The following is an 18898-nucleotide window of genomic DNA, read 5'->3' as shown; positions in this document are numbered from 1 at the left end:
CGTCAGGTTACAAAGATAACTCCAACCGAATACTTGGTTCCGATTCTTCATTGCGATACGCCTTAATAAAAAAACCTTTGGAGACCTGCCAGACAAGCAGGCCCCCAAAGGTTTCGGGTTAATATTTGAGTGTCATTCCAATGCCGCAGTTGGTGCCGGGCATGTCGTAACCGTAGCGGAGCTGGTAATCCTGGTCAGTGACATTGTTGACATACCCCTTCAAGACCAGCTCGCATTGATGCGGCAGTTTAAAGGTGTGTTGAGCGCCGACGTTTACAACAATCACATCCTCCATGGCTTCGTGACTTTTGTTGTATCTCTCGCCGATGTACTTGGCGTTGAGTTCGACCACTCCGTTTTCCCATAGTTTGTAGTTCAGCCCTAAAACCACCTTGTTGCGGGGCTGATTTTGGAGCAGATAGTGGGTTTGCTCGGTATCCATGGGGTGGTTTTCGGCATTCCAGTCCTGGTAGGTATAGGCCAGGTAGCCGCTCAGATCCTGCCTGAAACTTCTCGACAGTTCCAACTCCACCCCGTATACGACCATATCGATGTTGTAGACAAGGGCCGAGACATCAGCGCTGATATAATTGTGCTGCTGATAGTCGCTGATATCCGAGTAGTAAAATGCACCCCTGAACTTCGTGTCTTTCCAGAGCTTCTTGATCCCTCCAACTTCGTACGTCCATGATGTTTCGGTTTTAAAATCGGGATTTGCCGCTGCATAATCTTCGTTGGACCCAGCCCGGGCCCATCTCCAGAGATCTCAAATTCAAGGCATTCGCATTTCGCGGCTGACTGAGGCATACAGGGATAAACTGTCATCCCAGTTGTAATCCAGCCGCGCTTTGGGACACCATTCCCGCTCCACCCGTCGGGTCGCTTGAGAGGAGTTTGCGAATTCGTAGGCATCGCTTTCGAATTTATACCAGCGGGTACCGAAGGTCAGGGCCGTGTCCGGGGTAATGTCCCAGACATCCTGGACGTAAAGCGCCGTAATGGAATAAAAGTCCTTGTTGTCCGGCGTACCCTGATCGCGATAATCGCCGCCAAGGGAAAAATAATGGCTGTCGAGGACATTTATATTCAAATAATCCAGAGCAGCTCCATGGGTGTACTCTTCCTTATAGTTTGAACTTTCCGATCCGTCGGCATTATTCCGATATCGATCCCGTTTGGACAACTGCTTGTAAATCTGGCTTCGCAACTCACCGATGGGCAGCGGTTGCTCGAAAAGAAGACTCTGGTCGTTAACGGTCTTTTCCCATTGGTTCTTTCCGCCGTCATAACACGTCCCCTCGTAATCGTGGCTGAAGGTGTCCACCTCACTGGCCCGAACGACGGGATAGTCCGGGTCGTAATTGGATGCCGGATCGTCGGGATCGTTGATGACCGCATATCCGGTAACGGTATCCACATGGTCGACTCCGTAGGTGATCGATCCGTCAGTCGGCAGATAGAGTGTAAGGCGGCCGTTGACGTTGTCCGTGTCGTAATCGTTGCCCCGCAAATAGCCGTCGCCTTCCCTGTGGGCGGCAGCGAGCGAATACCCGATAGCGTTATCGATGCCGCCACTGGCGCTGGCGCTGTAACTTTGGGCACCAAAGGCACCGAAATTGGTTTGCACCGATCCATGGGGTCTGGCTTCATCGGTCTTCTCGCCTTTTCTGGTGATCAGGTTAACCGCGCCGCCCATGGAAAAGGGAAACAGAAGCGAGTGGCTTCCGCGAACGACCTCGACGGTCTCGATGATGTCAATGGGGAGCGTCGTCCAGTCCATCTTAAAATATCCATGGCTTCCGTGAAGCCTGATGGGACGGCCATCCATGAACACCTGGTAACGCGACTGGTCCATCCCGCGGATATAGACCCCTTCATTCTGTGCCGGGGTAGAGGATGAGGAGAGAACGCTGATACCCAGCGCTTCACTGAGTATGTCCTGTACCGTTTCCACCTTGCCGGCCTTTTTAAAATCGTCCACATTGTAGATCGTCGCCTGCGGCGTCACGACCATGGACTCTTCCTTGAGTGGATGGTCCCTTACAATAACCTTGTCCAGTCGATAGACCTTCTCTTCCTCGACGGAGTCCGTCTCCTGGGCGAAGACGGATGTCGGGATGAAAAAGAGCATGAAAAGCCCTATCCATCCCGCGAGGCCGAACCGAATAAATTTCATGTTCGCTATCCTTTTTTACAATAACTGTCCGATTCAACAATTAAAAACTGGCCTCGGGAAGATTGGCGGGATGCCTGAAAAGCACACGTTGACGCGAACACGACGCGGTAGTATGGTGGTTTTCGAAGCAACCCTCAACCCGAGGGACTTCACCGGGGAAGGTAGCGCTATAACTCTGAGCGGAGTCTGCTGCCTTCCCCATCTTTATGGTGCCGAACGTTTTGGCCTGATTCACTCACCTCCTTTCCGGGTTCTCAAAAAAACGGATTGCCGCGCAAATAAAAAACCACGAAAACAGAAACCCATTCACGGGTAAACGCCTTCGTGGCTCGTATTGCGGACAGCAGCTTTTTTGATGAAATTGAAATGCTTGGCAGCTTCTGCCACCATCATGTAAGTATATGCTCGCAGTTTGTAGCACTCCGGTAATGATCCGTCAAGAGAGAAAGCCTTGCCGAAAACGAAATTCACAATCAATCTTACAGCGTGAATCTCAGCCATTCAATACAAGTGGTTCTCAGGGGCTTGTGCCAAGAGACTGTGTTATAGAGAAAGAACAATTCACTTGAAATTGGGGTGTCTTGGGAAAGGGGCCCATCAGGAAACCGATGCCCCCCTTCCGAAAATACAGGTTGTTCCGTTCCTGTGATCACCAACCACTTAATTGGGAAGGTGATCACAGGAATTCGGTTTTTTTAGAAATCGAAACTGCAGGAAAGCGTCACATTAAGAGGGTTTGAAGGGTAATAAGAAGTGGCGCTCTGGAGTTCTGCATATTTTTCGTCAAACAGATTGTTTACAAATAAAGTATAGGTCACTTTTTCGAATGCATAACGGATGGATGCATCGATAACCCAGAAATCATCCTCACGATTCGTATTTGCGGAATCGCTCCATCTCTCGCCGGTATAATTTGCAGACAGGCTTCCGCCGAAACCCAGGCTTGGGAAATATTCCGCGCCCACTTTCACAATCCACTCCGGAACCCGGTTGATGTCATTTCCGGAGTAATCGCCACCACTCGTGTTATAGTCCACGTATTCGGCATCCTGATATGCACCGTTGGCGTAAATTAGCAGGTCTGGAATCACGTACCATTCAGCGGACAACTCGACACCCTGGCGCCTGGTTTCGCCTGCATTCTCTTCTTCCAGTGTAAACGGATCGGTAATTATCTCATCCTCGGTGTCTGTTCTGAAAAATGAAAGTTGAAGCAGCATTTCCGGAACTGGAAGATATCTTACTCCAGCGTCGTAGGATCTCAGGTCAGAAGGATCGAGGTCGCCATTTTCAAATTTTTTATATCCACTTGGCAAAACAAAACCTTTGCCGATGTTGGCAAAGAAATCGAGTCCGTCGACAGGGGTTATCAGGACTCCTCCCTTGGGATTGAAGATTGATTCCGAATAAGAGTAATCGGTATTCGTCAGGTTGTTCGTCAGGTCACCGTCAAACATTTCATAACGGCCACCGACCATAATTTTCATAAATGCAGCCGGCCAGAAATCCTCCTGGAAATAGAGCGCCGTGTTTGAATAATCGAAGTCGCCCGACAGTTTTACACTTTCCCTTACGCGATTATCAGGGCTTTCAATATTCCATTTGCGCGCCTGCGATTCGATAGACTCAAAATCGATTCCCAATGTCAGATTGTTTTTAAAGCTGGCAAGGTCGCCGGAAAAGTTAACCATCGCACGTGAACCAAAGGTTTCTCGCTCATCGTGCCGTTCCTCGTTTGCAGCACCGACCCATCTGGTAAAGTCGCTGTCGTAGCCGTACGCCAGAAGGCTTACGGATGCGGTTTTGGTGAGTTGACGATTATAATCCAAACTGGCCATGTTTTTCTTTTTGTCACCACCACCGTCGGCTGTTGCTTTGGTTAGGTTGTCGTTATCCCAATCTTCCGGAGATAAAGGGCCGGGAGCATTCCAGTTTGATTTGTATGAGTGCAGTGTTAACCGGATTGTCGATACATCGTCAATCTTGTAACCGAAGCGTGAAAACAGATTCCCACCATCAAAGTCACTATGGTCCCGGTATCCATCGCCCTGTTCTGTGCTCACTGCATTATAGGTGAAAAAGCGCTCGTATTCACGAGCGATCTCAGCAACACCCCGGTAGTAATTCCAAGAACCTGCAGATAGCTTGACCTTGTTGAAATCGCCCCTGTCCTTTGTGATATAATGCAGTGTTCCTGCTTGGGCGTAGCCACCGTAAAGGGGAGAAGACAGCCCCTTGATCACCTCAAGTCTTTCAATGGATTCCGGAAGAATCGTGTTGTAATCGGGGTAGCCATCACCATCTACATGATTGATCTCGTTGTATGGGATGCCGTCCAGATACGATGCGGCGCCGATACCATGGCCCGCCCTGAACCCCCTGAACGAATAGGCGGCTGCAACGCCCTGTTGATTGTAGTCTTCGGCCGTTACGCCAGGAATTCTTCGAATCAGATCCAGGGTCCGTTTAACGTCCATCTTTTCAATTTCGTCCGACGTAATGGTGTAAATTGTTGCTGGTTCCTCATGCAGTTTTTCTTCGAATCCTTTTGTCAGGAGGTCCGTTACAACGATCTCTTCGAGTTTGTATACATCATCCGACTTTTCTGTATTCTTTTCTTGAGAATAGGCGCTGACGGCGCACAGAAGGGTCAGGCTCAACACCGGAATCAATAAATCGACAAATCTCCATTTCCAATTTTTCGGGCGCTTCATCCTCATCTCCTCATATCAAAATTTCATTTTCAACTTCATGATCAACAACTGACCGCTGGTTCAATTTTTTAACGTTCTATTTTTTGACCTCAAAAGTAAGCGATGCCGCCCATCTCTGTTTGTCGCACTCATTCGCATCCGGATAGTTATCCTCTGCTTTGACAATCAGTACCCAGACCCCGTCGTGAATCATTTTGATCTCGGCGATGCCTTCCTTGTTGGCGCGGGTGGTATAGGCAAAGGTGTCGCGGTTTTCTGCAAAGCCGGCATAGGTGCCGTATACAAACGTCCGTAACGGTTTCCCCTCCATCAAGACTTTGACAGGCAATACATCACCGGTTTCTATAGATGACGGGTCCTTCAAAGGAATGATCTCCATGGCATGCCCCATCGGTTTTGAATAGGCGTCACCACCGGGTTTGCCCACCGAAAATACTGCCTTGGCAAATTTCTGCGAGTAGCTGCAGACGATAGGATTTTTGACATCCTTGCGGCTTTTTCCCCGCTGGTAACCTTCGGGAGTTTTGGTGAAGAATGTGTTGAGCGGAAGCGCTACGGCGACGTAGGTCCCCGTTTTTTTAAGAGGGGCGTTGGAACGATAGATGCCCTTACCGCTGTTCACCGCATTGGTCTGCTGGCCTTCGGGGGAAATGAAAAAGAAACGGTCCATTCGTTCGGGGGGGGTGGCGTCCGATGCCGGAGCCGGGAAATAATGGCTGCTGAAAACCGTACCCGTAACAGCTTTGTTTTGATCGGCCTGATAGTTGTCGATGGTAATCCACAGGTCATGGGCCAAGACCGGCGTCGCGAAAAAAATTAATGTTGCAAGCAGAGCGATCAGGCAATTGGTTTGTTGCATTCGATTCATTTATTTGTTCCTTTCAATTCGATTGTTTTCAAAACGAATACTTCAATCTATCCAGATCAATTCACATGGAATTTTCGTAAAAGCACTGGCTTGCTGATACCCTATTAATATCCTTAAGCCTTGCCAATTTGGATGCGGGATCTTTAGATTCGGTTGGATAAGCATAGATGCACGGTACTTAGTAAAGTCTGGCTCTCTTTCGATATGAAACAGCGATGACTTACACTTTAGCTAAGTCTCAATTGGACCATTGGCTTGTGAACCGAAATCGTTTGTCCAAATGCTGAGAAAGAATCCTCATACAATGGACAACCGCACAACCGATCAATCGGAAAATCGCATGACAATACCACTTCAAATTGCTGGATAAACGGAAGTATGATCCTATGGATGGCGGGATTTGTTACGAGCAAAAACTTGAAAGCGGTGGGCTCCGGTGATATAAAATATCTGAGAGCACCTGCCATCCGCAGGGGCTTCACGGGGGAGGCAGTCGAAAGACTCTGGCTGGAGCCGACTGCTTTCCCCTTCCTTTTTCTATTTTGCCTGTTTCATCACCTCCTTTGCACCTTGGGGGTGCAGAACCGCCTTAACGGCGGCAGCCTCGCCATCGGCACCGGTCGCACGATGGCCGTCAAGTCAGTTCAAATACGATGGTCAGTTCCAGAGGCAAGTCGCCTTTGAAAAGATTGCCAGGCGGCCGGGGAAACGGGGCGGCCCGCTGAACCGCATCTATGGCAGCCACGTTCAGGGCCTTGCTGCGGGCCGATTTGGTAACAGTCAGATCACGGACATTGCCGTCGGTCAGCAGCACGAAACGAATAGTGACCCGTCCTTCGATGCTCCTGGCCTTGGCGGCTTCCGGATAGCGTTTCCGGCTCTCGATTTTCAGACGCACCATGTCCAGATAGCTGGCAGCGGTCATGAATTCACCTGCCGCTTCATGGGTCTGGGGGCCGGGCACCCAGTCCGATGAATCCACACCCGGCATCTGGGGGACCTCCGGCGCGCTGATGGCCTCCATGAGGGAGTCGGGTAAATTGCTGTCCACGGGGGCCATGGCCAGCGGTTTGATGCGAGGCACGGGCTTCGGCACCACATTGATCTTTTTTACCTGGTCTTTGGGATCGGGGGGCTTGGGGCGCATGCGCGGGCGCGGGATATCCCTTGCCGTCGGGCGGTCAACGTTTTGAAGGGACATTTCGATGAACGTCAACATATTTGATCGGTAGATCCCCGAGATGTGAAAGAAAATAACGGTGTGGATCGCTATCGAGATGAGGATCAACCCCCGTAGAAGCCAGTTGGCCGAAGGCGGCCGATCCGTTGTCATAATGGAAACCTGCGGTTGCATGGTGCCTATAATTCCTTTTCCGTGGCCAGGCATAGCCTGCCGGCACCGGCGGCTTTGGCGATGTCCATCACCTTGACCGCCTTGTTGAGCATCACCGACCGGTCCGCCCGCACCACGACCAGTTCGTCTTCCCGGGCGCCGATCTTCTCCTTGAGACGATCGAACAGCCGGGCCATGGAAACCTCCTCTTCATTGATATAGGCGCGCCCCTGGGCATCCACAAAGACCGTGATCACTTCTTCGGTCTGCGGCGCCGCCGCCTTGGCCTGGGGCAGCTTGATCTTGATACCTTCGTCCACCATGAAGTTGGTGGTGAGCAAAAAATAGATCAACAACATGAAAACAATGTCGATGAGAGAGGTCATGGGCATCTGCACCGAATAGCGCGCCTTGCGTTTGCTATGGACCAGCATGTCCCCCCCCTTCTAATTATGTGCGTGGGTGTGCGTATGCGTATGTGCTTTGCCGCTGTGAATATGGCCGTGAATTCGAGATCCGATGGACTTGAGAAATACCACGGTGCCGTCCTGAAGCTGGGCTTCGTAGCGGTCCACCCGCGCAACCAGATAGCTGTGGGCCACCATGGTTGGCAGGGCCACGGCCAGCCCGAGGGCCGTGGTCAGCATGGCTTCCCATATGCCGCCGGCCAGCACCGACGCATTCACCTTGCCGCCCATTTCCTGGATCACCATAAAGGCTTTGATCATGCCCATCACGGTGCCCAGAAGGCCCAGCAGGGGGGTGATGTTGCCGATGGTGGCCAGGGCCTGAAGGTAGCGGGAAAGATCCCGGGTTTCCGCCTCGGTTGCATGGACCAGAACCGTCTCCAACGTTTCGCGATCCTGATCCTTTACTTCCATGGCCTGGGTAAGAATGCGTCCCATGGGCGATTTATCCCGGCCGGCCACTTCATAGGCCTTGTCATCTTCTCCCTTTTGCAGATGTTTGGATATGCTGGCAACCAGACCGTTTCCGCGCACTTTTACCCGGCTCAGCCGAATGAGACGTTCCAGAAAAAGGGCCAGGGCGATCACCGAACAGAGCAGAATCGGCCCAACCAGAACGCCTCCCTTGGCAAGAAAATCGAACATGATACAAATCTCCTGAATCGTATTAGGTAATTAGGTTGAAATAATGTAGTCTGAGGGACTGAAGCTCAAGGCAGAAAGCTAATTTTCGCTTGCGACTTCCTCGACATCCGCCACTCCGTCGTAATTGAGATCCTTGGATCGCTTGACCAGGGCTTCGGCCTCGTCGTATTCTTCCCAAAGATCCGGTTTTCCGTCGCCGTTGGTGTCTTCGGCAACGCCTACCAGCCGGTTTTCGGCATAGTCGAAACAGACATCGGGACGGCCGTCCCCGTCACGGTCCTGCTCCGCCCGGACCGCCGATTCGTTGGTGTCGTAAATCCAGACCATGGCAAAGCGGCCCTTCTCGTCCGGCTGCTCCTCGCTGCGAACGATTTTGCCCTGTTCGCTGTAAATTTCCTTGAGATCGAATCGGCCGTCGCCGGTTTCATCCACCCACTTCTCCCTGAGCGTTTCGTCCTGATAGCAGTAGCATCCCTCGGGGGTTCCATCGAGATCCGCATCCACTTCCATCACCATGGACCAGGGCGCGCGGTCGAACCACTGGGTGGTTTCGAACCGGCCGTCATAATCGCGGTCCTGGACCAGGCGCTTTCGCTCAGCTTCCTGGTAATAAACTTTCAGATCCGCCTTTCCGTCACCGTTGCCATCCCGCTCGGTGCGAACCAGGACCTGATCGGAAAAGTACTCCCATGCATCCGTCTGTCCTGAAAAATCCGTATCGCTCTCCACGCGGATCTTCTCTCCCTTTTTATTGAAGAAGATGGTTACATCGCCTTTGCCGTCCTTGTTTTCGTCCTGGGTCTGGGTGGCGATTCGGCCCTCCTTGAAATAAGTGCGGGTTTCCAGAAAGCCGTCGCCGTCACCGTCCGCGATCACTTTGTCAATGACGCCTTTTTTATAATGCCGGATGCGGTCGATACGTCCTGTATAGCGGGTATCCTCCTCCATCTTCAGGGGTTGGCCGTTGTTGTCGTACCAGACGAAGACATCCGCAATGTCGTCGAAATTGGTGTCTTTCTCCTCTTTTGCAGGAGTTCCCTTTTTGTAGGTGGTGGTGACGTCGAACCTGCCGTCGAAGTTGGTATCGCGCTTCTGAAGCGCTGGCAGGGCATCTGCGAAATCGAGGACAATATCAGGTGTGCCGTCATTGTTCTCGTCCTTTTCCTGCCGGGAGATTTCGCCGTCCAGGTAGCGGCGCACCGTTTCGTAGCTGCCGTCAGCGTCAAGGTCGTGGCGGCTGGTGTGGGGTTGGCCTTTTTCATCGAAAAGCACCATCCGTTCGACGCGGCCGTCTCCGTCTCCGTCACTTTTCAGTTCTACGGGCATGTCGTTGCGGTAGGTCTGCCAGTTGTTCACCCGGTCGTCGCCATCGGTGTCGCGGGTGGATCGTGCCAGTCGGCCTTCGACGAATTCGTAGCGGGTGTCGAAGCGGCCGTCGGCGGTGGTATCCCGCTGCATGCTCAAAGGCCGCTCCTGGTCGTCGAATTGGATGACCTGGTCCAGCTTACCGGTTTCCGTGGAATAACGCTCGTAGCGAATCCGTTTTTCCTGTTCGAAAAAGTTTTTCGAATCGATGGTTCCATCGTGGTTCCGGTCGCTTTCTATCCGAACCAGTTTGCCGTCCTGGTAGAATTGAAATTTATCGAGGATTTCGTCGGCGTTGCTGTCGATTTCCAGGCGGACGAGATTTCCTTTCTTGTCCACGTGGGCCACCTGGTCGATTTTTCCGTCTTCGTCCGTATCTTTTTCGATGGCTTTTGCCAGGATGGGCGCGGGAGAAAACCAGGAGGCGAACAAAAACAGAATTGCCAAAGCGATGATAAGGACTGTCCAATCGTGAAATTTCATAATCTCAGAAAACCTAATTTAGGCGATTGTCGAGCTTGCCGCAGATTCAAGGCAGCCGTCGTAGCGCTATAGTCGGCTATGCGCCGCGGCGGCTAACGCCGAAGATGCGGTGAGATCGGCAATCCCGGAGGGTTTCACCTTTTGAGACGGAAAGCTTAGCGTAATCTCATTAGATAATTATTCCCCTCTGTTTTTCGAGAAAGGCGAAACGCCTATTTTGGGGAAAATAAAAAAGCCAGGGGGCGACGGGCTTCTGCACGTGGGCCTTCCTGGCTTTGGTTCTTTAATATATTTTTTGAAATGTTTTTAAACAGTTGGCATTTTCATAATGCCGGTGTGCCTTTGCATGGCACGGTTGGCAACCTTATAGAAGGGCACCGGTAATTTGTCAATACTTTTGAAGTCCCGAAGGCGGTTTTTGTGAACCGGTTGTCACGTTTCGTAAAAGAGAAATTCAGACTTACGATCCGCAGCAGCTGCCGGCGCTGCCACAGCTCTGGCAGCCTCCGCCCAGCTCAAGATTGGATGAGATTTTAAATCCCAGGTTGGCATAATCGATCTGGACAGGCTGCGCCTGATCCAGAAGTGATCGGTCCATGACGAACTGAAATTTTCCGGCGTCATGAACGGCGTCCGTATCTTTTATCTCATCCAGGGCCATGGCAAGCTGCTGGCCGCCGCAACCCTGGGTGAGAAAGATTCGAATGGGCTTGACGTCTATGGTTGTGAAGTATTCGGTCACCGCCTCGATGGCGGATTTGCTTACTTGGATCATTTTGGTCTATTCCTTTCGAAGAGCTGGTTGATTCTAATATTTTAACAATTCTTACGAAACCGTACTCATTTGTTGCCCAACAGCCCACTGAACACCACCCGCAAATCCTGATCGCTCAGCGGCGGAATCCAATCCTCCTCCGGTTCCTGGCAATTTTGCAGGCAGGGTTGCATGGGTGAGGTGTCATCCGAAACTGCCCGGCTGATCGTACGGCAGCGCTCGGCGATCAGTTCCAGGGGCAGGCCCACACGATTGTTATCGACCCAGCGGTCGCATTCGTCATGGGTGCCGACAAAGAGCAGGTAGAGATCCTCGCTCTGTTTCAGCGTGATCAGGCGATAGCCGGCCCCAAGATCGTATTTGCGGGCCCCCCGGATGCGGGCCTCGCCATTGCGGGTGAACGCAGCCACCTCCTCCGGGGGCAACTGGCCCCGTTTGGCCTCGGCGATAATGGCTTCCACCCGATCCGCCACCCGGTTTCTTCGGCTATCACCTTTTCTCAGTCCGGCCAGAATTTTTTCCAGTTTCGGGTCCAGATGAATGCGTTGGATCATGATATGGCCTTTTCCTGTTCGACGGTCAGACTCTGGACTACGGGCGTCGGTCCCAGGCCACGGATCGTCTCGGTCATCTCCGTTGCGATTTCGGCAAAGCGGGGCCCCATGGCGGAAGAAAGATTGAACATCTCCACCCGTTGCGGTTCGACCCCGGCAGACGCGAGCGCTTTTTTAACAGCTTCCACTTTTTTCCTGGTCTTCAGGTTGCCCTCCACGAAATGACATTCCCCCTCCAGGCAGCCGGCCACGCAGACACCGTCGGCGCCTTCCTCGATAGCTTTGAGCAGATGAAGCACGTCCACCCGGCCGCTGCAGGGCAACTGAACGATTTTCAGATTCGGCGGATAGTCCAGGCGCATGGAGCCCGCCAGGTCAGCGGCTGCGTACGCACAGTACTTGCAGCAAAAGGCGACGATCTGAGGTTCGAAGCAGTTGGATTCCATGGCTCCTCCTTTTCTAACGGAGCGTTTCGAATTTTTTAGGACCCGACAATCACCCGGTGCCCCCTATTTATCCGAAAACGGATCGGGCGTCCCGGGTTCGCCGGGCAGCCATACTTCAGCCAGATCCGGACCCAGATAGACCCGTTCGGTGTCGGCGAGCACGCCCAAGGAAAGTGCGATCAGGGTCCAAAGGTGAATGACGTGATATCCGCCGTCGAAATGCTCTCCCAGGTCGTGAATCTGGGCATGGCAGTTGTGGCAGGGGGTCACCACATATTTGGCTCCGGTGGCCTTGACCTGATCGAACTTGATCTTGCCATACTGGTGTCTGGCTTCGGTGTATCCGGACTGCAGGTAGCCGCCGCCGCCGCCACAGCAGAAATTGTTGGACCGGTTGGGCGTCATGTCGATGAAGTTCTCCTCCCCGACACAGGTTTTGACCACGAACCGGAGGTCTTCGGCCAGGGGATCGCCGAAGCTTTTGCGCACTTGCTGGCAGGGGTCCTGAACGGTGAACTTGATTTTCAGGTCCTTGTTCCAGTCGCTGCTGGGCTTGATTTTGCCTTCACGGATCCAGCGGGCATAGTAGGGGACAATGGGGGCAATCTCCAGGTCGGTTTCAATTTTATGCCGCTGGACGCCCATCCAGACCGAATAGGTGGAGTGCCCGCATTCGGTGTTGAGATAGACCTTGCACCCCAGGGATTCAGCCTTGCGAACGGTTTTTTCGGTGATGGCTTTCCAGTTCTCATCGTCGGCCAGGAACATGCAATAGTTCTCTCCTCCCCATCCGGTGCTTCCATAGGTCCAGTCGGCGCCCACCAGGTGAAGAATTTTCCAAAGCGGAACCATCTCCTCGGGTTCGGTTACCGGCTCGCGCGAGTTCTGGCTGAGAAAAAAATGGGAGCCTTCCTTGTCCATGGGGGCCTGCAGGTTTTCCCATCCCGGCTGATCGTTCTGGACCTCCTCGCACACGTCCTCCACCACGAAAATGAAGTCGTCCGGGGGTGATCCCATGGCGCTGCAACTGTCGTTGCGAAGGGCCATGTCACAGGATCCCAGAATGCCTTTGGGCCGATCCTCACGGGGCCAGAGCTGGCGTGCCTCGTAAACCAGGGCCGGGATGTTGATTTCCATGGGGCAGACATAAACGCAGCGCTGGCACAAAGAGCACATCCAGACCCAGGGGTGGCCGGTGATCTCATCATCCAGCCCCAACGCGGCCATACGCAGAAATTTGCGCGGATCCATGCCTTCCAACCCGGTTGCCGGACATCCCGAGGCGCAGGCACCGCAGGTAAGGCAAAGGTTTAGGTTTCCACCTTCGGGAAGAATTTTCTTGACCTTCTGCAAAAACGTATCTTTGCGGTTATGGCTGATTTTTATAGTTTCGGTCTCACTCATGGTCTCTCCTCTCGCACATCCTGTGAACGGTAAAAGATGCTGTTAAGGTTTTCGATTCCTGTGGTTACCGATGCCTCCGTTTGTCGTCGGATGGGCAAATGTGCATGTCCCACCAAACGATTCCTTGGGGATCGATATCGATTCAGACACCGCCGATCAGACCGCTTTCCTTAGCGAAATGGCAAACAGAAATGCGGCTTTTCAGTCTTATCCAGTGCATACCGGCCCGGGCAGCAAGCCTGAGCACTGTCATGTAAAACCGAAAAACCGAAACATGGAGGAAACCTTTAAAAAGAGGGTTTTTAATCATTTATCCCATCTCTCAACAGGGGGCAAAAGTCAAATTTATTATGTCAATGCAGCAGGTAATTCGCATAGATAATAACTCTTTGACTATGCTAAGAGCGGGAATTAAAGGTATTAAGATTGTCAATAGGTCAACACAGCCATGCACGACCATTATCCGAAGAGCGCCGACTATGCGAGTCAAGAATTCCGCAATAGCTATTTTGCCTTGGCTGTATCGATTATTGCGCTGGAGTTTGGGAAGTATATTCATCTATTCCGGCGTCACCAAGCTTTTCGCCCCCATTACCTTTGCCGTGCTGATTGACGCATACGGGCTGGTCCCGGATATATTGCTGATGCCAATAGCCGTGGTCATTCCTCTGTTTGAGGTCCTGGCCGGCGCCGGTTTAATGGTCGATCTTCGCGGAAGCCTGGGGGCCATCACCGGTTTGTTGTTGTTGTTTGTAGTCATTCTGGGTTTTGGCATCTGGATGGGACTGGATGTAGATTGTGGTTGCTTCGGCCCGGAAGATCCCGAGGCAAAGGCATTCCATGGACTGAGAACAGCCCTTTATCGAGATATGATCATGATGGCAGGGGTGTTCTTTTTATACTGGTGGCGGTACCAGGCCAAAATGGTGCCCGTTCGTTTATCAATGCTATTGGAGAATTTCCATCAAACGGAGGAAGCACATGGTTAAATGGATGTTAAAACTGGCTGTGATCGGCCTTTTGGTGGGGGGACTGGCTTGCCCGGCAATGGCCCTTTTCGACAATAAATTCGAAAAAGAAGTCGAAAAGGAGGCAGGCGCAGTCAAGCTGGTAAGGGAAGTTCAACGCGGCGGCTACGATCTGGTAACCACCGAGGAACTCAAGGGGTGGATCGACAGTGGCAAAGACATGGTCCTTGTGGATACCATGCCATATGAGGCCAGTTATAAAAAGGGGCACGTCCCGGGAGCGCTTCAGTTTTTATTCCCTATACCGGATATGAACCAGTGGGATACCAAAGAAACCGGCGGTAAAACCCAGGACGATTTTATCGAGATGCTTGGACCGGACAAGGATAAGACCATCGTGATCTATTGCGGTTTTGTAAAATGTACCCGCAGCCACAATGGCGCAGCCTGGGCAATTAAGTTGGGATACAAGAATGTCTACCGCTATTCGGGCGGGGTGTTTGCCTGGAAGGGGGCAAAGTATCCGCTGGAAAAAGTCGAATAGCATGAATGATCAGGCCGATAAACAGGATGCAGAGACCGAGACATTGATCACCGGTATCGCTGATCGTGCTCGCAATCTTTATCTGACGCGGCAGATGCTCTGCACCGAAGCCGTGATGACAGCCCTGAACCAAGGGCTGAAGGGCGGCTTGACCGACGCCCAGGCCACGGCCATGTCAGCCCCCTTTTGCATCGCATTGGGGGAAAGCGGCTGCCTGTGTGGCGCATTAAGCGGTGCAGTCCTGGCCACCGGATTGCTGTTAGGAAAGGACGGTGCTGATCGGCATCGCAAAGACATGCGCGACAGTGCCCGCCGGTTGCATGACCAGTTTAAGCTAACCCATGGCGCGACCTGTTGCCGGGTGCTGTCCAAAAAGGTCAAACAAGATAAAAAGGTCCATTTCGAGCATTGCGCCCGCCTGACGGCCCAGGCAGCGGAAATGGCGGCGCGTCTGGTGCTCGAAAAACGTCCCGAATTGGCCAACCAGGCAGATCATGCATTCATCAACCGGCGGCAATCGTTGGTCGGCGGAATGCTGTCACGCCTCGTGCATCTGTTTTCAAATTAAAATCTACCCATCCTTAATGACTAAAGGAAACCATCATGAGTGACGACTACAGGCAAATGTGGAAAGAATTGGGATTGGATCTGGACGCTCACGACGCATTGCTGGGTGTTTTGGGACAAGCCTATCAGGACATCTATCTGGCGCAGAAACAGCGCCCCGAAGGCATGGGGTATTTTGACTTCGTCATGAGCGAGGTCCACGGATTGCGCATCAAGGAATTGGTAGACGAGAAGGCGGCCGGCCGGAAGATTGTCGGCAGCTATTGCGTTTTTGTCCCTGAGGAGATCGTCCTGGCGGCCAACGCTACCCTGGTCGGCCTATGCTCCGGCGCTGATTTCGCCACCGAGGACGTTGAGAGGATGCTGCCGCGCAACACCTGCGCCCTGATCAAATCCTCTTTCGGCTTCAAGCTTGGCAAGGTCTGTCCCTACCTGGAAAGCGCGGACATGATTGTCGGCGAGAACACCTGCGACGGAAAGAAGAAGGCCTACGAGTCGTTGGCCGGTCTGGTCGATAATCTCTACGTCATGGACCTGCCCCAGGTGAAATCGGAAAACGGAAAGGCTCTGCTCAAGGCCGAGTTTTTGCGATTTAAGGCGGCCGTCGAGAAGCTTACCGGCGTCACCATCACCGCCGAGCGGTTAAAGGATGGGATCCAGACGGTCAACGCCAAGCGTGCGGCCCTCCATCGGCTTTCCGCGCTGCGAAAAACCGATCCGGCGCCGGTTTCCGGTCTGGATGGCCTCCTGGTAAACCAGGTTTTCTTTTACGACAATCCGGCCCGGTTTACCGCTTCGGTCAACAAAATCTGCGATGAACTGGAAAAACGGATTGCGGCCGAAGAGGGCGTTTTCGCGAAAAAGACCCCTCGGATTCTCGTTTCCGGCTGTCCCCAGGCGGTACCCAACTGGAAACTGCCCATGATCGTCGAAACCGCCGGCGCGGTGATCGTCGGCGAGGAGTCCTGCGTGGGAGAACGCGGTACCCGTAACTTGACGGACGACTCCGGACAGACCGTTGAAGAGATGCTCGACGCCATTGTCGACCGGTATTTTCAGGTGGATTGTGCCATTTTTACCCCCAACCCGGACCGGTTGGACCACATTCAGCAGATGGTCGCCGAAACCAAGGCCGACGGCGTGATCCATTACGGCTTGCAGTTCTGCCAGCCTTATCTGATGGAATCCATTCCGGTAGAAAAAGCGCTGGAGGATCGGCAGATTCCCTGCCTGCGCCTGGAGACCGACTACAGCATGGAGGATGTCGGTCAGTTGAAGACGCGGGTGGAGGCCTTTGTGGAACAACTGCGATGAGCAAGCGTTTTGCGGGTATCGACATCGGTTCGCGCACCATCGAACTGGTCGTGATAGACGAGAAGAAAGAAGTACTCGACAGCGTTCAGGCCAACACCGGATTCGACCCCATGGCCGAAGCCAAAAAGATGATAGACGGTGTGGCTTTCGACCGCATCATGGCCACCGGCTATGGCCGCAACCTGTTCGAGATTTCCTTCAACGCGGCCACGGTTACGGAGATCAAAGCCCATGCCCGCGGCGCCCGGGCATTGTTTCCCGATGTCCAGGCGGTTATCGACATCGGTGGGCAGGACAGCAAGGCCATCGCGCTTTTCGACAACGGCAATGTAAAAAAATTCGAGATGAACGACCGCTGCGCTGCCGGCACCGGAAAATTCCTGGAGATCATGGCCAAAACCCTGGGCTTTACGATCGAGGAATTTGGACAAGCGGCTCTTAAAGGTCAAAACGGGCTGAGTATTTCCAGCATGTGCACGGTCTTCGCCGAATCGGAAGTCACCTCGCTGATTGCCAAAGGCGAAAACCCCCGAGAAATCGCCAAAGGCTTGCATACCAGCGTTATCCGCCGGGTGGCCGGCATGGTCAATCGGGTCTCGGCCCAAGGGGATATCGCCTTTACCGGCGGCGTGGCCAAAAACCCGTGCATGTGCGCCCTGCTGGAAGCCAAGCTGGGCCGCAGGATCCGCATCCCCGACGATCCCCAGCAGATCGGCGCTTTGGGGGCGGCGCTGCTGGCCCACGAAAGCGACAATTCATAAAAAAATTGGGGTCGGACCCGACCCCCATTTTCATTACATCTATAAAAAGCGAAAAACAGCGGCTCCCGTTACCTCGTTTTTTCAATGGGAAAGCCGCAACGCTGCGAAACTGCTCCCAGGACTTTTTCCATTGCCTGTGGAAGCCGACGGACCAGATCGGCAACCTGGCTGGCCGGTGTCAAATCGGCCAATGCACCGGCCTCGCGGTTGATCTTCGCCGCTGCGATGGTCGCTTCGGTCAGAGAGAGGCCGTTGGAACCGATCAACGCGGCGGCCAGTCCGGTCAGTGTGTCGCCGGTGCCGCCCATGGCTTCCATGGCGTCTACGGACGGTCCGTCGACGCTTTCCAGAATACCCGAACGATTGGCCAGACGATCGATTTCTCCCTTGACCAATAGATGACGAGCCGCATTCTTGTGCGAATAGGCCCGCTGAATCAGATCGGGAATTTTGTTTTCGTCGTGCAGGATGAACCCGCGGGTGTAAAAGGGGTGGGGGGCCGCTTCGTCGGCCAGAAAAGCCAACTCGCCTGCATCCGGCGTGAACAGATCGTATTCGGCTGCGCTGCCGCTCATCTTGGCCGCATACATGAACCCGGCGTCGGCGATCAGCAGCGGTCGCCGGGGCATTTCCTCCACGGCAAAGAGGACTCGGTTATGCCAGTCCACATCCGGCTGCAGGTAGTGGAAGGTTAGGCTTTCAAGATCATATCCGTCCAGATCCCGGACCAGCATTTCATACAGTCGGCGGCTACCCTTGCCAAGGCCGATGTCCCCGACAAGAAAACCGGTGACCTTTCCGTTGCCAAGCACTTCCAGGGCTCTGACCGTTGCCGCCAGCAGGGCCGGCGTGCCACGGTTGACGGGTACGGTGCGTCCGCCGATGTGCAGGTCCTGTCCGGAGAGAGAGACTTTGCCCACGGTGAGGGGAAAATCCTCGAACGGTACGGTTCCGACTATGGCGCGCATCGAACCCGGGTCTCCTCGAAAGCCAGTTCCAGGGCATAGCCGCACAGGGTGTGGCCGATTTCGCGGGGGCGGGGCGCTTCATCAATGGTTTTGCCGACCATCTTTCGGGCCAGATAGGGCACATCCGGACAGCCGCCGCCGGAAACGTTGACGATTTTTCGGTTTTTCTTCTCTACGACGATCTTCATGTTGGCCGCGCGCACCATGAGGTATTCGCCGAAGTCCTTGACCTGGTAGATGCCGACCGGTTCGAGCAACGGACCGGTGACCGGCACCACCGACAGGGGCGGGAGATGGTTTTTATCGAGCAGCCGCAGGATATTCAGTTCTTCGATCAGGGGGAAGGTGATCACCAAGTCACAGCCCGAGTGGATCTCCGGCGGCGGCCCCATCACCTGTACGGTCCAGCCCTCCCGTTTGAGCAGGTTTTCCGCCTGGATGACTTCGCTGGTGTTCTCGAATACCAGAAAGCCCCGGTCCTCCTGGCTTACCGCCGCCGGTTTCGATTTTTTGGCAGTGCGATCGAAAAAATTGAAAAATCCCACC

At 53.5% G+C, this 18898-nt stretch carries 18 protein-coding genes; 5 read left to right on the top strand and 13 right to left on the bottom strand.

The features are described from left to right. Window positions 1-118: 118 nt before the first annotated feature. From GN111_RS33910 to GN111_RS13480, 11 genes are all read right to left on the bottom strand, one after another. Window positions 119-2176 (bottom strand): TonB-dependent receptor, PUIUD motif-type, encoded by a 2058-nt coding sequence (locus GN111_RS33910; protein ID WP_419836663.1) that lies wholly within the window; start codon window positions 2174-2176, stop codon window positions 119-121. A 695-nt stretch (window positions 2177-2871) separates the two neighbouring features. Beyond that, window positions 2872-4890, bottom strand: coding sequence for a TonB-dependent receptor (locus tag GN111_RS13525; RefSeq protein ID WP_170302271.1), 2019 nt, complete (start codon window positions 4888-4890; stop codon window positions 2872-2874). Window positions 4891-4966: 76 nt separating this feature from the next. Continuing rightward, entirely contained in the window at window positions 4967-5758 is a 792-nt protein-coding gene (locus tag GN111_RS13520) for a DUF4198 domain-containing protein (protein WP_155304255.1), read from the bottom strand. A gap of 634 nt (window positions 5759-6392) precedes the next feature. Then, a complete protein-coding gene (locus tag GN111_RS13515) occupies window positions 6393-7112 on the bottom strand; it encodes an energy transducer TonB (RefSeq protein WP_170302270.1) in 720 nt (239 codons plus the stop codon). Between the two features lie 5 nt (window positions 7113-7117). After that, complete coding sequence (locus tag GN111_RS13510; RefSeq protein ID WP_155304253.1) at window positions 7118-7525, bottom strand: ExbD/TolR family protein; 408 nt, start codon at window positions 7523-7525, stop codon at window positions 7118-7120. Window positions 7526-7537: 12 nt separating this feature from the next. After that, window positions 7538-8203, bottom strand: coding sequence for a MotA/TolQ/ExbB proton channel family protein (locus GN111_RS13505; protein ID WP_155304252.1), 666 nt, complete (start codon window positions 8201-8203; stop codon window positions 7538-7540). Window positions 8204-8281: 78 nt separating this feature from the next. Then, complete coding sequence (locus GN111_RS13500) at window positions 8282-10051, bottom strand: hypothetical protein (protein ID WP_155304251.1); 1770 nt, start codon at window positions 10049-10051, stop codon at window positions 8282-8284. A gap of 460 nt (window positions 10052-10511) precedes the next feature. Further along, entirely contained in the window at window positions 10512-10826 is a 315-nt protein-coding gene (locus GN111_RS13495) for an IscA/HesB family protein (protein ID WP_155304250.1), read from the bottom strand. Window positions 10827-10891: 65 nt separating this feature from the next. Further along, window positions 10892-11380, bottom strand: coding sequence for a hypothetical protein (locus GN111_RS13490; protein WP_155304249.1), 489 nt, complete (start codon window positions 11378-11380; stop codon window positions 10892-10894). Beyond that, the gene (locus tag GN111_RS13485; protein ID WP_155304248.1) at window positions 11377-11826 is read right to left on the bottom strand and encodes a hydrogenase iron-sulfur subunit; all 450 of its coding nucleotides are present in this window, start codon (window positions 11824-11826) and stop codon (window positions 11377-11379) included. The genes GN111_RS13490 and GN111_RS13485 overlap by 4 nt, the downstream gene beginning before the upstream one ends. Before the next feature lie 63 nt (window positions 11827-11889). Then, window positions 11890-13230, bottom strand: a complete 1341-nt coding sequence (locus GN111_RS13480; RefSeq protein WP_155304247.1) for a (Fe-S)-binding protein — start codon at window positions 13228-13230, stop codon at window positions 11890-11892. A gap of 479 nt (window positions 13231-13709) precedes the next feature. On the opposite strand from GN111_RS13480, the gene GN111_RS13475 reads away from it, so the two are divergent. From GN111_RS13475 to GN111_RS13455, 5 genes are read left to right on the top strand one after another with little or no spacing between them, the layout of a single operon-like run. After that, window positions 13710-14219, top strand: a complete 510-nt coding sequence (locus GN111_RS13475; protein ID WP_170302269.1) for a MauE/DoxX family redox-associated membrane protein — start codon at window positions 13710-13712, stop codon at window positions 14217-14219. Beyond that, a complete protein-coding gene (locus GN111_RS13470) occupies window positions 14212-14742 on the top strand; it encodes a rhodanese-like domain-containing protein (protein ID WP_197740545.1) in 531 nt (176 codons plus the stop codon). Before GN111_RS13475 ends, GN111_RS13470 begins: the two co-directional genes overlap by 8 nt. A 1-nt stretch (window position 14743) precedes the next feature. Continuing rightward, on the top strand, window positions 14744-15310 hold the full coding sequence (locus tag GN111_RS13465; RefSeq protein WP_170302268.1) for a C-GCAxxG-C-C family protein: 567 nt from the start codon (window positions 14744-14746) through the stop codon (window positions 15308-15310). Window positions 15311-15345: 35 nt separating this feature from the next. Continuing rightward, the gene (locus GN111_RS13460) at window positions 15346-16623 is read left to right on the top strand and encodes a double-cubane-cluster-containing anaerobic reductase (protein ID WP_155304244.1); all 1278 of its coding nucleotides are present in this window, start codon (window positions 15346-15348) and stop codon (window positions 16621-16623) included. Beyond that, complete coding sequence (locus tag GN111_RS13455; RefSeq protein WP_155304243.1) at window positions 16620-17384, top strand: acyl-CoA dehydratase activase; 765 nt, start codon at window positions 16620-16622, stop codon at window positions 17382-17384. Before GN111_RS13460 ends, GN111_RS13455 begins: the two co-directional genes overlap by 4 nt. A gap of 68 nt (window positions 17385-17452) precedes the next feature. Here GN111_RS13455 and GN111_RS13450 read toward each other — a convergent pair whose 3' ends face one another. Both GN111_RS13450 and GN111_RS13445 read right to left on the bottom strand, forming a co-directional pair. Next, window positions 17453-18352 (bottom strand): NAD(P)H-hydrate dehydratase, encoded by a 900-nt coding sequence (locus GN111_RS13450; protein ID WP_155304242.1) that lies wholly within the window; start codon window positions 18350-18352, stop codon window positions 17453-17455. Continuing rightward, on the bottom strand, window positions 18340-18897 hold the full coding sequence (locus GN111_RS13445; protein WP_155304241.1) for a putative Se/S carrier protein: 558 nt from the start codon (window positions 18895-18897) through the stop codon (window positions 18340-18342). The genes GN111_RS13450 and GN111_RS13445 overlap by 13 nt, the downstream gene beginning before the upstream one ends. Window position 18898 lies beyond the last annotated feature (1 nt).

Origin of the sequence: Desulfosarcina widdelii (assembly GCF_009688965.1) — a bacterium.
Lineage (GTDB): Bacteria > Desulfobacterota > Desulfobacteria > Desulfobacterales > Desulfosarcinaceae > Desulfosarcina > Desulfosarcina widdelii.
The sequence above is the reverse complement of the archived record's forward strand: the minus strand, read 5'-3'. Positions and strand labels throughout refer to the sequence as shown.

Coding starts and splice junctions, on each gene's coding strand:
- GN111_RS13460 (WP_155304244.1), top strand. CDS start 15,346: ATGAGTGACGACTACAGGCAAATGTGGAAAGAATTGGGATTGGATCTG.
- GN111_RS13505 (WP_155304252.1), bottom strand. CDS start 8,203: ATGTTCGATTTTCTTGCCAAGGGAGGCGTTCTGGTTGGGCCGATTCTG.
- GN111_RS13495 (WP_155304250.1), bottom strand. CDS start 10,826: ATGATCCAAGTAAGCAAATCCGCCATCGAGGCGGTGACCGAATACTTC.
- GN111_RS13455 (WP_155304243.1), top strand. CDS start 16,620: ATGAGCAAGCGTTTTGCGGGTATCGACATCGGTTCGCGCACCATCGAA.
- GN111_RS13520 (WP_155304255.1), bottom strand. CDS start 5,758: ATGAATCGAATGCAACAAACCAATTGCCTGATCGCTCTGCTTGCAACA.
- GN111_RS13485 (WP_155304248.1), bottom strand. CDS start 11,826: ATGGAATCCAACTGCTTCGAACCTCAGATCGTCGCCTTTTGCTGCAAG.
- GN111_RS13525 (WP_170302271.1), bottom strand. CDS start 4,890: ATGAAGCGCCCGAAAAATTGGAAATGGAGATTTGTCGATTTATTGATT.
- GN111_RS13450 (WP_155304242.1), bottom strand. CDS start 18,352: ATGCGCGCCATAGTCGGAACCGTACCGTTCGAGGATTTTCCCCTCACC.
- GN111_RS13465 (WP_170302268.1), top strand. CDS start 14,744: ATGAATGATCAGGCCGATAAACAGGATGCAGAGACCGAGACATTGATC.
- GN111_RS13480 (WP_155304247.1), bottom strand. CDS start 13,230: ATGAGTGAGACCGAAACTATAAAAATCAGCCATAACCGCAAAGATACG.
- GN111_RS13490 (WP_155304249.1), bottom strand. CDS start 11,380: ATGATCCAACGCATTCATCTGGACCCGAAACTGGAAAAAATTCTGGCC.
- GN111_RS13515 (WP_170302270.1), bottom strand. CDS start 7,112: ATGCAACCGCAGGTTTCCATTATGACAACGGATCGGCCGCCTTCGGCC.
- GN111_RS13475 (WP_170302269.1), top strand. CDS start 13,710: ATGCGAGTCAAGAATTCCGCAATAGCTATTTTGCCTTGGCTGTATCGA.
- GN111_RS13500 (WP_155304251.1), bottom strand. CDS start 10,051: ATGAAATTTCACGATTGGACAGTCCTTATCATCGCTTTGGCAATTCTG.
- GN111_RS13470 (WP_197740545.1), top strand. CDS start 14,212: ATGGTTAAATGGATGTTAAAACTGGCTGTGATCGGCCTTTTGGTGGGG.
- GN111_RS13510 (WP_155304253.1), bottom strand. CDS start 7,525: ATGCTGGTCCATAGCAAACGCAAGGCGCGCTATTCGGTGCAGATGCCC.